This is a genomic window from Acetobacter fallax (genome assembly GCF_011516735.1).
In the GTDB taxonomy this organism is placed as follows: domain Bacteria; phylum Pseudomonadota; class Alphaproteobacteria; order Acetobacterales; family Acetobacteraceae; genus Acetobacter; species Acetobacter fallax.
Genome location: NZ_WOSX01000013.1, coordinates 38,770 through 51,183, shown reverse-complemented (window position 1 = coordinate 51,183; position 12,414 = coordinate 38,770). Strand labels below are relative to the sequence as shown.

8 protein-coding genes are annotated in these 12,414 nt (G+C 61.1%); 3 read left to right on the top strand and 5 right to left on the bottom strand.

Translation table 11 applies throughout. From position 1 onward, the window contains the following. Positions 1-217: 217 nt before the first annotated feature. Positions 218-724, bottom strand: coding sequence for a hypothetical protein (locus tag GOB85_RS08645; RefSeq protein ID WP_338421686.1), 507 nt, complete (start codon positions 722-724; stop codon positions 218-220). Positions 725-1,104: 380 nt separating this feature from the next. Between GOB85_RS08645 and GOB85_RS08640 the strand changes: the two genes are divergently transcribed. The 3 genes from GOB85_RS08640 to GOB85_RS08630 all read left to right on the top strand — a co-directional run bounded on the left by GOB85_RS08640 (position 1,105) and on the right by GOB85_RS08630 (position 7,567). Beyond that, entirely contained in the window at positions 1,105-2,655 is a 1,551-nt protein-coding gene (locus GOB85_RS08640) for a M81 family metallopeptidase (protein WP_173577148.1), read from the top strand. Positions 2,656-3,189: 534 nt separating this feature from the next. Then, a complete protein-coding gene (locus tag GOB85_RS08635; protein WP_173577149.1) occupies positions 3,190-4,476 on the top strand; it encodes an efflux RND transporter periplasmic adaptor subunit in 1,287 nt (428 codons plus the stop codon). Position 4,477: 1 nt separating this feature from the next. Next, the gene (locus GOB85_RS08630; RefSeq protein WP_408737060.1) at positions 4,478-7,567 is read left to right on the top strand and encodes an efflux RND transporter permease subunit; all 3,090 of its coding nucleotides are present in this window, start codon (positions 4,478-4,480) and stop codon (positions 7,565-7,567) included. A gap of 448 nt (positions 7,568-8,015) precedes the next feature. On the opposite strand, the gene GOB85_RS08625 is transcribed toward GOB85_RS08630, so the two are convergent. The 4 genes from GOB85_RS08625 to GOB85_RS08610 form a co-directional block, all read right to left on the bottom strand. After that, positions 8,016-8,669, bottom strand: coding sequence for an ABC transporter ATP-binding protein (locus GOB85_RS08625; RefSeq protein WP_173577151.1), 654 nt, complete (start codon positions 8,667-8,669; stop codon positions 8,016-8,018). Beyond that, complete coding sequence (locus GOB85_RS08620; RefSeq protein ID WP_173577152.1) at positions 8,666-9,895, bottom strand: hypothetical protein; 1,230 nt, start codon at positions 9,893-9,895, stop codon at positions 8,666-8,668. Before GOB85_RS08620 ends, GOB85_RS08625 begins: the two co-directional genes overlap by 4 nt. 237 nt (positions 9,896-10,132) lie before the next feature. After that, positions 10,133-11,203, bottom strand: coding sequence for a tartrate dehydrogenase (locus GOB85_RS08615; RefSeq protein ID WP_173577153.1), 1,071 nt, complete (start codon positions 11,201-11,203; stop codon positions 10,133-10,135). Between the two features lie 43 nt (positions 11,204-11,246). After that, the gene (locus GOB85_RS08610) at positions 11,247-12,413 is read right to left on the bottom strand and encodes an amidohydrolase (RefSeq protein WP_242011385.1); all 1,167 of its coding nucleotides are present in this window, start codon (positions 12,411-12,413) and stop codon (positions 11,247-11,249) included. Position 12,414: the final 1 nt, after the last annotated feature.

Below are 12,414 nucleotides of genomic sequence, written 5' to 3'. Positions count from 1 at the left end.
CGGACCCCTTCACCCCAATCTGTTGATAAATAAGCATGTTTCCAAAGGTCTGTGACCTTTGGTGGGTTCCAGGGCAAAGCCCTGGGAAGAAGCCAGCACTTAACGATAACAGAGCCTTTGGAAACAGTCTCCCGGACTCCGAAAATTGTGGGTTCAGAGCACAAACGCCAGGCCCGGCGATATTCGCATACAAAAATTCTGGCAAAAATTCTGGTCTTCAGTCGTCTTCGAGGCCGAACTGACCGGGATACGGCATCGCGTTTCGCCCCAGTTTCTTTTTTTTCCACTCCGCCATCGCCCTGTTGTATTCGACATGACGCAAGACGAACTGAAGTGCTTCCACATGGCGTTCATCATTGGCGTCCATCGTTTTGCGACGCCAGCCGGCCGCGATCAGCCAATGCTCACCGGCAAGCTGCCAGGAGCCGGCCTGATGGTATTTCAAAGCAAGCCGTTCGAGCCCGTGATACTCGTTATTCGGGTTGGCGAGTGCCTTCGCACTGATGATGAAGTCGTCGCCTTTCCATGTGAACGTCGATTTCATGTAGGGAAACTGCCGCGTCAGGCCGCCCGGATCACCGAAATGATCCTTAATCAGCATTGGCACGAGCCTGTCGTAAGATCGACGCCATTCGCACTGCACAGGCTGCTCCCTGAAGATCCCGTTGATGAATATTGCCCCTATAACGAAGCGGCAGGTCAGTGTCGATTTTCTGACGCGCACTCACAATGCAATCCCGGGAAAGACGGACAAAATCCCTTTCTCAGGGCGGATCTGCCGGCCTGAAGCGGGACGGCCCGCTTCCCTGGCGAGACCAGCCCTGTCTGCAACCTGCTGTAATTGCATGCTTCCACAGATCGGGATCAGAGGAATGGTGTCTCTGTGCGAGGTTCGGAGCGACGCCCTGAAGACGGTCTGGCTGTTCGATGACGGGCTGCGCGGGGGGCTCTTTATCGGAACGATATGCTAACGGGTTTGGGGTTTGGCCGACGAGCCTTCTGTGCTTCCATCAAAACGGCTTCGAAACGTGTGAAGAGTTCCTGTGAGCGATGGCAGTTATTCGCCGGGGCGCGGAGGGACGACTGCCATGAAGGGATATCGTTATGCGTCGCAGACTTGTTTTGAAGATGCTTCCGGCGGGGGCTCTTGCCGGGATGGCTGGTTTTTCGGGTGTGGGGCGGGCGGTGGGGCTGGTGCCGGCTTTTAAGGGGACGCCCCGGATTGCGGTTGGGGGGATTGCGTCGGAGTGCAGCACGTATAGTCGCATCCGGTCGCGGATGGGAGATTTCACGGTTCTGAGGGGGCAGGAGGTGTTTGGGGCGCCGCTGTCTTTGCCGTTACTTCGGTATGAAGTGCCTTTTCTGCCGACGCTGGAGGCTTCGGCGCCTCCGGGCGGGCCGGTGGAGCGGGGGACGTATGAGTCTCTGAAGGCTGAGTATCTGGAGCGTTTGCGAAAGCTTCTGCCGCTGGATGGGATTTATCTGGCGATGCATGGCGCTCTGAGTGTTGAGGGCATGGAGGATGCGGAGGGGGACTGGTATGAGGCGACCCGTTCTGTTGCGGGGCCGGACTGTCTGCTTTCGGCGTATTATGATCTGCATGGCAATCTGAGCCGGCGGGCTGTTGATACGCTGGATGCGATGACGGCGTATCGCACGGCGCCGCATGTGGATCGGGTTGAGAATGTGATGCGGGCAGCGGACATGCTGACGCATTGTCTGCGTTACGGGATTCGTCCGGGGATTGTGTGGGCGAGCATTCCGGCGTTGCTGCCGGGTGAGCAGAGCAGCACGGAGTGGGAGCCGGGGCGTCGGCTGTGGTCGGATCTGAGCGAGTATAATCGTTTGCCGGGCATTCTGGATGTGTCTCAGCTTGTTGGTTACGTGTGGGCGGATGAGCCTCGGGCGGCGGCTTCTGTGGTGGTGACGGGAACGGACGTCGAGGCGCAGAAGCGGATCGCGGCGGAACTGGCGGGGCGTTACTGGGCTGCGCGGCATGAGTTCCGGTTTGGCAGTCCGACGGGGACGATTGAGGAGTGCCTTGCGCGGGCGATGGCGGCGAAGACTCATCCGGTTGTGATTTCGGATTCAGGTGACAATCCGGGTGGTGGCGGCAATTCGGATCAGACGTTCTTTCTTCAGGCTTTGCTGAAGGCGGGGGCGAAGGATGTGTTGCTGGGCGGGATGACGGATCGTCCGGCGACGGATGCGTGTTACCGGGCGGGTGTGGGGGCGATGTTGCCGCTTTCGATCGGGGCGACGCTTGATCCTGTGATGTGCCGGCCTGTGCGTGTGAAGGCGGTTGTAAAGCATCTGACGGCGGTGACGCGGCCGGAGGATGGTGAGGCGGTGGTTGAGTTTGACGGGATTACGGCGACGTTGTCGGCACGGCGGCGGCTGTATCATTCGGCGGAGGCGTTTCGGGATATGGGGCTGGACCCGGTGCGGTTCCGGATTGTGGTTCTGAAATGCGGGTATCTGCATCCGACGATGAAGGCTCTGGCCAATCCGGCGCTGATGGCGCTTTCGCCGGGGGCGATTGACCAGGACATTGTGCATATCGGCAACCATCGGCGCAGGCCGACATGGCCGTGGGTGTCTGATCTGGCGTATGAGCCGGCGCCTTATGTATCGGCGCGTTTTCGCCAGAGGTAAGGCCGGAGGCCGGGCGCTCCTCTGAGCCGGCAGGGACCCTGCATCCCGATTTGTTTATAATAAAATGGTCTCCAAACGCTCTGTTGTCATTAAGTGCTGGCTCCTTCCCAGGGCTTTGCCCTGGGACCCACCAAAGGGCGCCGACCTTTGGAAACCATTTTGTTAAACAGATCGGGGTGCAGGGGCCGTCGTGCGCAGCACGCCTTCGCGTGACGGTCCCTGCCGGGTCCGGGCAGAGCCCGAATTCCGCCAGCCCTTTGAAAAATCATAGATGAACACGTAACAACAACAGAGCCTTTCCAAAGGTCTGTTACCTTTGGTGAGTGCCAGGGCAAAGCCCTGACGCTTCCCTGCCAGCATCAGCGATCCAGGTATGGTTCCGGCTGTACCTTTTTGTTTTTGCGAATTATTTTCAATAATTTTCGTATTCCGGCGGGGCTGGCAGGATTGATGGTCCCGTCGTAATCATGCGGCGTGCCTGTGCAGTGCCATGCGGATTTTTTCTGTGCGGTCATGTTCCGGGGCCGGAGCGTGATGAGGAGGCCCGACGATGCGGAGTTGGATGGAACGGAACGAGCTGTGTTTATTTCCCGGCATGTGGTCGCTGTCGTGACAGGTCTCTCCCCTCCCCTGCTTCTCCGGTCGATTTTTTCCGGTGTTGTTTTGCTGCCTCTGGCCTGCGGCGTGGCGTGCGCAGAGGATGGTGGCTCATCACAACCTGCGCCGGTTGTGATGAGTGCCGAGGCGCAGAAGATTGAGGGGCTGGAGACGGCGCGGGCGGTTATGGGGACTGTTGAGCGCGTGTTGCCGGCGATGGCGCAGATCAGGCCGGATGAGCGGGGTGTGGTGACGATCCGGCCCGCGGGATCTGGCAAGATTGTGGCGGTGCATGTGATGCCGGGGCAGCCGGTGAAGCGTGGGCAGTCGCTGATCGATTACATCGACCATGCGCTGCATGTCGCGCATTTGCGGAAGGATCAGGACCGGGCGACTCTGGCAGCAGCTGTTGCGACGCAGAAAGAGGCGCGGCTGTCATATGACCGGGCGCGGGTCTTGTCTGGCGGAGCTGTCGCGGCGGGTGAGGTTCGGCGCCGGGCGGCTATTTTGCAGCAGGCGGATGCGGCGGTGACGGCGCAGGAATCGGCTCTGGGGATGATCAATCATCAGTTTCATGAGGAATTTACGTCCGTTACCGAGCGGATTGTGCGGGATGAGTTGTCCGCGCTGATTTCGCCGGTTGATGGGGTTGTGCTGGATGTGAAGGCGGCGGCGGGCGGAGATGTGACGCCTGGGATGGATCTGGCGACGGTGGCGGATCTGTCACGGGTGTGGCTGGTGGCGTGGATCGCGCCGGAGGACGCCTCGCTTCTGACTGTGGGGGCCGGGATGGACGGACGTCCGGCGGATCAGAACCAGGGACTGGCGGGGGGCGCTGGTGGCTGGACGGTGCGGGCGCGGATCACGACGATTGCTCAGGCGGCCGATCCGGTGACGGGGCTGTTGCGGGTGATTGCGGAGGTGCCGAACGGAAGCGGGGCGTTGCGTCCGGGCGTGATGATGGATGCTGGGCTGCACACGACGGAGCGGCAGGCGGGTGTGGTTGTGCCGTCTGAGGCGGTGCAGCGGAGTGGTAGTCAGGATGTGGTGTTTGTGCGGGCGGGGGCCGACCGGTTTCGTCCGGTGATGGTGCGGGCGGGGCTGGAGGAGGCGGACCGCACGGTTGTGCTTTCCGGACTGCGCGCGGGTGACGAGGTGGTGACGAAGGGGAGTTTTGCTCTGAAATCGATTGGCGCTCTGGCGACCCTTGGCGACAGTGACTGATCTGATGAGGCGTTTTCTGTTGGCGCTGCAGGGCAGCCGGTTTGTTTTGCTTGCGTTGCTCGCGGGGCTTCTGATCGTGGGTGTCGGGGCGCTGTTCGGGCTGCCGGTTGAGGCTGTGCCGGATATTTCACCGCGTCAGGTTCTGGTCTCGGTCGTCGCACCGGGGCTGGCGACCGAAGAGGTTGAGAAGCTCATCACCTTCCCGGTGGAGAGTGCGATGACGGGGCTGCCGTCGCTGGTTGATCTGCGGTCGGTCTCGCGGTCCGGTGTTTCGGTTGTTTATGTTCAGTTCAGCGATGATACGGACATTGACCAGGACCGGACCTGGGTGAACCAGCGTCTGGACATTCTGCGGGGCGTTCTGACCATGCCGAATGTGAGCACCCTGATGGGGCCGCGTTCGACGGGCATGGGCGAGATCATGCAGTTCCGTCTTGAGGGCGACGGGTATTCGCCGATGGATCTGAACCGGATCATGACCTGGGACATTGTGCCGCAGTTGCGTCTGATTCCGGGTGTGACGGATGTGAACGTCAATGGCGGAGCGGAGGAGACCTGGCAGGTTGCGATGAGCAATGCGCGGCTGGTGGCGTATGGTCTTTCGACTGGCGATGTTTACCGGGCGGTGGATGCCGGCAATGCGGTTTCGGGTGGTGGCTGGATTGAGCATCATGCCGGGCAGCAGATCGTCGTTGGGCGCGGGCTGGTGCGCAGTCTGGCGGATTTTGGCGCGATCCCGGTGAAGACTTCCGGGGACGGAATTGTGATCCGGGTGCGGGATCTGGGACCTGTTTCGGCGGGGCCCCGGACGCGGCTGGGGGCTGTGACGCGGGACGGACTTGGGGAAACTGTTGTTGGCGTCGTGATGATGCAGCAGGGTGCGAGTTCGGATGCGACGCTGGCGGCGATCCGGGCGCGGTTGCCGGCGGTGCGGCAGTCCTTGCCGGCGGGTGTGAGGCTGGTTCCGTTTTATGAGCGGTCGACGCTGACGAACATGACGCTTGATACGGTCAGGGAGAATCTGATTCTTGGCGCGCTTCTGGTCATTGCGGTTCTGATTGTGGTGATCGGTGACTGGCGGGCTTCGCTGGTGATTGCGTCGAGCATTCCGTTTGCGCTGATCTGCGCGATGACGGGAATGCGGGTTTTTGGCATCTCGGCCAATCTTCTGAGTCTGGGCGCGATTGATTTCGGGATGATTGTCGACAGTTCGCTGGTGGTGATCGAGCATGTGCTGGCGCGGCGGGCGGGTGAGCGGGATGTGCCGCTGACGGAGCTGGTGGTGTCGTCTCTGGAGCAGGTGATCCGACCGGTCAGTTTTGCGATCCTTGTCATTATCATGGTGTATTTACCGGTTCTGACGTTGCAGGGCATCGAGGGCAAAATGTTCCGGCCGATGGCGCAGACGGTGATCATGGCGCTGGTGGCGTCGCTGGTCTGGTGCGTGGTGTTTATTCCGGTCATCGCGGCGATGGTATTGCGGGGAAGTCCGGTGCCGGTGATGGCGGAGGGGGCGCATCACGAGACGCGGCTGATGGTGTGGCTGCGGCGTCGGTATGAGCCGATGGTCGCGTGGGGGGAGCGTCATTCCACTGTGATGTTTGCTTCAGCGCTCGGTATTTTTCTGGTTTCCGTGTTTCTGGCGACGCGGCTGGGCGGGGAGTTTATTCCCCGGCTGGACGAGGGCACGCTGACGGTGACGACGACGCGGTTGCCTGCTGCGTCACTGACCACGGTGCTGGAGGGGGTGACACGACAGGAGCGGATTTTACGATCTTTCCCGGAGGTGACATCGGTTGTCACGACGACGGGGACGTCTGCCATTCCGACGGACCCGATGGGGGTGAATGAGTCGGACAGTTTTATTTTCCTGAAGGAGCCGTCCGGGTGGGTGACGGCGAAGACGCAGGACGGGCTTGTTGAGGCGATGAGCCGGAAGTTGCGGGAGGATCTGCCGGATACATTGCAGAACTGGAGCCAGCCGGTTGAGATGCGGATGGACGATCTGCTTTCGGGTGTGCGGTCGCAGATTGCGGTTTCGGTTTACGGGGATGATCTGGCGGAGCTGAGCCGGCTGGCGCGTCAGGTTTCGGACACGATAGCGGCGATTCCGGGGGCGGCGGATGTGGCGCCGCAGGATGATGGTCAGGTCTCGTTTATTCATGTTGATCCGGACCGGGACCGGGCGGCGCGACTGGATGTTTCGGTGAGCGACATTCTCGATACGGTTGAGGCTGTGGGCGGACATATCGGCAAACCGGTGACGGTGGGGAATGCGATTATTCCGACGCAGGTCCGGTTTTCGGCTGCGGACAGCGCTTCGGTGGATCGGATCGGGCAGTTGCGGGTGCGGCGGGCGGACGGGCGCGGGAGTGTGCCGCTGTCTTCGGTGGCGCATGTTGTGGTTGAGGACGGGCCGCCGCGGATCAGTCGGGACGGGATCAGGCGACGGGTTATTGTGCAGGCGAATGTTCGCGGGCGCGATCTGGGGTCGTTTGTGACGGAGGCGGAGAAGCGGGTTACGAAATCTGTTGTTTTGCCGCATGGATATCGGATGGAGTGGGCGGGGCAGTTCCGTAATCTCCAGTCGGCGATGGCGCGGCTGGAGATTGTGGTGCCGATTGCGCTGGCACTGATTTATGTTCTGCTGGTGGCGGCACTGGGTTCGGCTGCGGCGGCGGCGCTGGTGTTTCTCAATCTGCCGATGGCGGCGACAGGAGGAATTTTTCTGCTGTGGGCACGGGGGCTGCCGTTCAGCATCTCGGCGGGGATTGGATTTATTGCTTTGTTTGGCGTGGCGATTCTGAACGGGGTGGTGCTGGTTTCGGCGATCAGTGTGTTGCGCCGGAGGGACGGGCTGGATGCGGCGACGGCGGCGTTCCGGGCGGCGGAGGAGCGGTTCCGTCCGGTAATGGCGACGGCCCTGGTGGCGAGCCTGGGGTTCTTCCCGATGGCGTTTTCGGGGAGTGCCGGGGCGGAGGTGGAGCGGCCGCTGGCAACGGTGGTGATCGGGGGGCTGGTGTCTTCGACATTGCTGACGTTGCTGGTGCTGCCTTCGCTTTATGCGCGGGTGATGCGGAACAGGGTTTGAGTTCCGGCTTGTGGTGTGGTGCCGGAGGGGCTCTGTTCGCGTTGCGTGAAGACCGGGCTCCGCCCGAAGCCGGAAAGGGTCGCGGCCCCCTTTCACCCCGTTATTAAATGGTTTCCAAAGGTCTGTGACCTTTGGCGGGATGCGGGACGGAGCCACGGAGCTTTCGTTCCGGTGCCAGCGCCAAAGCATACCGGAGGGTCTGGCCTTTGACCTGTGTGAGACTGGAAGTGGCAGGACTGGACCCGGCAAAGGCGAGCCTTTGCAAACCGTTTTATGATCAGCGAACCGGTGTGCGGGGACCTGCGGTCCCTGTCGGGTCCGGGCTGAGCCCGGATACTCTCATCCACAGGTCAGTCTTCACAACCTCTGGTATAACTCGCAGATATCCGGCCTGAGTAAAAAAATATCTGTCTGTATCGTGATCATTTCAGGCGGCATTGTCCGGTCTTTACGTTGTGGCGGGTTCGGAGTGCCGGAATAATGACTGCATTTCGATAGTGACGGCATCGCTTGCGGACGCGAGTGCGTCGTCATGGGTTGAAAACAGAATCACGCGTTCCTGGTCGGGCTGGCGGAACAGTCGGGCGAGATAGTCGCGGGCCGGGCCATCGAGGCCGTTGCCGGGTTCATCCAGAAGAATGACTCTCGGCGCGCCAATCCAGGCGGCGCAGAGCATGATTTTCTTTTGTGTGCCGAAAGACATCGCATCGAACCGCGTGCGCAGGATGTCGGTCAGACCGAATGTGTCAATCAGAGTACGCACGGTGTCATCAAGTGTCGTCTGCTTTGCGGCTGCGACGAACCGGAGAAACTCTTCGCCGGTCATAAATGGATAAACAGGACAGATATCCGGCACGTAAGAGAGCTGTCTTTTTGCGGTTTCCGGTGACGCCAGGAGATCGATTCCGTCTATGCGGATCTGGCCTGTCGCCGGTCGCTGAGCGCCGGCGAGGAGACGCAGCGCGGTCGATTTTCCGATCCCGTTTGGACCGCGCAATGCGAACACTCCTGGTTTCAGGGCGAGCGTGAGTGAGTGAAAGATGACGCGACTGTTGTAAACGGCGCTCAGGTTTTCGCAGGCAAGGGGTGAGATCGCGCTCATGGGGATACGGCAGCGAGGGCTGCTCCGGACCAGACGAGTGAGAGAAGAGCACCGCAGAGCAAACTGCGTCGTCCTCCGTGGATGACCGGCCAGCGCAGCAGCGCCAGCAGGATCTGCCAGGCGGCGATCAGAGCGGCGAGCGTGATCAGTGACAGATGGCCCTGGATGATCAGCGGTGTGGAGAGAATGGCGAGAGGGAGTGTGTTGAGCATCAGCATGAAGAGGATGTCGCGCATCGGCCAGTAATAACGCGGGAGAGGCAGCGCTGACAGATAATCGCGCATCGCGTGTCGCGGTGCATACAGAAGGCGGTAAAGTCCTGCCAGGAGAAGGCAGTTTGCTGTCATTGCCAGAACGAGCACAAGCGGGGACCGTGAGTCGAAACTGAAGATGCTGATCAGGCGGGCGGCGCCGGTGGCGAGCGCGAGTGTGGCGATGATCCGGAGAAGTGCTGGTCCCGGATGTTCGGCGAGTGTTTTGCACTGAATGAGCAGGGCTGGTGCCCGGCTCGCCAGAAGGGCTGTTCCGGCGGAAAAAAATGGTGATTTCCGGCGGTTCGGCGAGCGTTGTTCAGGGTTTCTGACGTGACGGCTCAGGAACAGGGTGGCTGCCGCGCTTGCGATTGCCAGTGTGAGCAGAAGCCAGCGGATGGGCGACACGGGCGTTGCGAGCCCCATGGCGAGTGCTGCGTTACCTGGGAGGATTCCGGGCAACGCCCGTGTCTGCCTGTTCAGGACGGCGTTCTGTGCGACCGCTGCCAGGGCGAGCATGACGAGAACGCTGCATAACGGGTAGGGGTTATGCTGTGTATCTGGCAGACCTGCGACCGCGAGTGCGGTGATGAGCAGAAAGGGGCTGTTCGCGGCGGCAAGAAGTGTGGCTTCGACGCAGGTTTGTGTACGGTGAGTGATGGGGAGTGTGGTGGCCCAGGTGCTGAACGGGCCACCGGACATTGCCTGTCTTTGCGGCAGAATCCACAGGACGGCGGCGCCCTCGAGACCTGTCATAATGAGCATGTGCTGCAACGGGTCCGGGCCGGGGCTGACTGATGCCTGCATCAGCATGGCCCCATCGAGGAAGAGTGACACGACCGGGATGCCGGGCACTATGATGCAGGCGAGCAGAATCCATTGCCAGTGTCGCAGAAGAAGGTGGCCGCTGGTTCGTGCGTACCAGCGCAGCCGCAGCGTCACGAGCGGAACATACATGCTGTGGGCGGCCCTCACACAACCATCATGCGGTCCACGATACGCGATCCCGGATGGCGGGCCAATCTTTCGGCGTCATCCGGGGTTCCGGAGGGCTCTGTTGTCATTAAGTGTTGGCTTCTTCCCAGGGCTTTGCCCTGGAACCCACCAAAGGTCACTGACCTTTGGAAACCATTTTATTATTAATCAATCCGGGTGCAGGGACCTGCGGTCCCTGCCGGGTTCGGGCAGAGCCCGGAGACGCTCATCGACAGGTCAGTCTTTGCCGATCTGCGCTTTGATTGCGGCGCCAAGCTCTTTTGTGCCTGCGGTTCCACCGATATCCGGTGTTCGCGGGGCATCGGGGCGGTCCAGGACTGTTTCAATCGCTTTCATAATGAGGTTTGCGGCTTCCGGCTCACCCAGATGGTCCATCATCATGGAGGCGGCCCAGATCTGACCGATCGGATTGGCGATGAACTGCCCGGCGATATCGGGGGCTGAGCCGTGAACCGGCTCGAACATGGAAGGATATTTCCGTTCCGGGTTGATGTTGGCGGACGGTGCGACGGCGATTGTTCCTGTCACGCCCGGGCCGAGGTCCGAGAGGATATCACCGAAGAGATTGCTGCCGACCACGACATCGAAGCGTTCCGGCGACATGACGAAACGCGCGGCGAGAATGTCGATGTGATACTGGTCTGTCCGGACTTCCGGGTAGTCTTTGCCGATATCCGCAAACCGACTGTCCCAGTAAGGCATCGAATGGAACAGGCCATTTGATTTCGTGGCGGATGTTACATGCGGGCGGCCGAGTTTGCGGGCGTAGTCGAAGGCGTAGCGCAGAATTCTGTCGGTGCCGTAGCGTGTGAAAACGGCAGTCTGCATCGCGCCTTCGGCGGGGGTTCCTTCTCCGAAAACGCCACCGATCTGCGAATATTCGCCTTCGCAGTTCTCGCGCACGATCCAGAAATCGATATCGCCGGGCTTTTTATTGGCGAGCGGACAGGGGATGCCGGGCAGCAGGCGGACGGGGCGGAGATTGACGTATTGATGGAACTCCCTGCGGATGGGAATCAGCAGGCCCCACAATGAAATATGATCAGGGACGGAGGGAAATCCGACGGCGCCGAGCAGGATGGAGTCATGCTGCGAGAGCTGGCTCATGCCGTCATCCGGCATCATTTTTCCTGTTTTGAGCCATGTTTCGCAGCTCCAGTCATAAGTGCGAAATTTCAGGCCAAAACCGCACAGCTCCGCTGTGCGCTCAAGGACGTGCAGCGCCTCCGGCATCACTTCAGTGCCGATGCCGTCTCCGGGGATGACGGCGATATCATAGGATTTCATGAAGGAACGTCTCCATTTCAGGCCTGAAATTCATCAGGGGATGTCACAGTGCCGTGGCGCAACTCTGTGCGAGCGTGTGCCAGTAGCGGATGCCACGGGGGATGATGGCGTCGTTAAAATCGTAGTCGGGGGCGTGGAGCCGGGCGGAGTCACCGTTGCCGATCATGGCGTAGGCGCCTGCTTTCCGCTCCAGCATGAAGCCGAAATCTTCCGAGGCCAGGCTTGGCACGATGTCCAGTTCGGGCGCGGGGCCGCCGTCCTGTTCCATGAGTTTCAGCATGGCGGCGCGGGCGAGATCGGCGGCGTCCGCTGCGTTGACGGTCACAGGATAGGGCTGATGAAAGTCCACCGAAATGGCGGTGCCGTGGGCTTGTGCCAGACCTGTGCAGAGGCGGGTGAGTCCGGCCTTCAGGTCGGTGAGGACGCGTGGATCGAGCGCGCGCAGGGTGCCTGCCAGCGTTGCGGTCTGTGGCAGGATGTTATCCGTTGTGCCTGCCTCGAAAATGCAGAAGGACACGACGGCGGCGACCATCGGGTCCGTGCGTCGGGCGACGAGCAGTTGGGCTTCCTGCACCAGAGCGGCGCCGATTGTCAGCGGGTCTGTTCCGAGATGTGGCTGGGCGGCGTGTGAGCCTTTTCCTGTGATGACGATACGGAACCGCCATCCTCCGGCCATGACCGGACCTGTGCGGACGCCCAGCCGTCCGGCTTCGAGACCGGGCCAGTTATGCAGGCCGAAACAGAACTGCGTCGGGAAACGCTCGAACAGTCCTTCATCAATCATCACTTTCGCACCGGCACCGCCTTCTTCAGCGGGCTGGAAGACGAAATGCACGATGCCGCGCTCCGGCGGGTCGGCGGCGAGGGTTTCGGCTGCGCCAAGGAGCATGACGGTGTGGCCGTCATGTCCGCAGGCGTGCATGATTCCTTCGTTGCGGGAGGCCCATGAGGTGGTTCCGGTTTCCCTGATCGGGAGAGCGTCCATATCCGCGCGGAGCAGGATGGCTGGTCCCGGACGTCCGGTGTCCAGGGTGGCGACCACGCCGGTTCCCGCGACGCCTGTCTGTGGTGTGTAGCCGAGACTGCGCAGGCGGGAGGCGACCAGGCCGGCGGTGCGCTTTTCCTCGAAACGCAGTTCCGGGTGGGCATGAAGATCGTGTCTCAGATCTGTGAGAAACGGGATATCGCTCTGCGAGGGTGTTGTCATCATA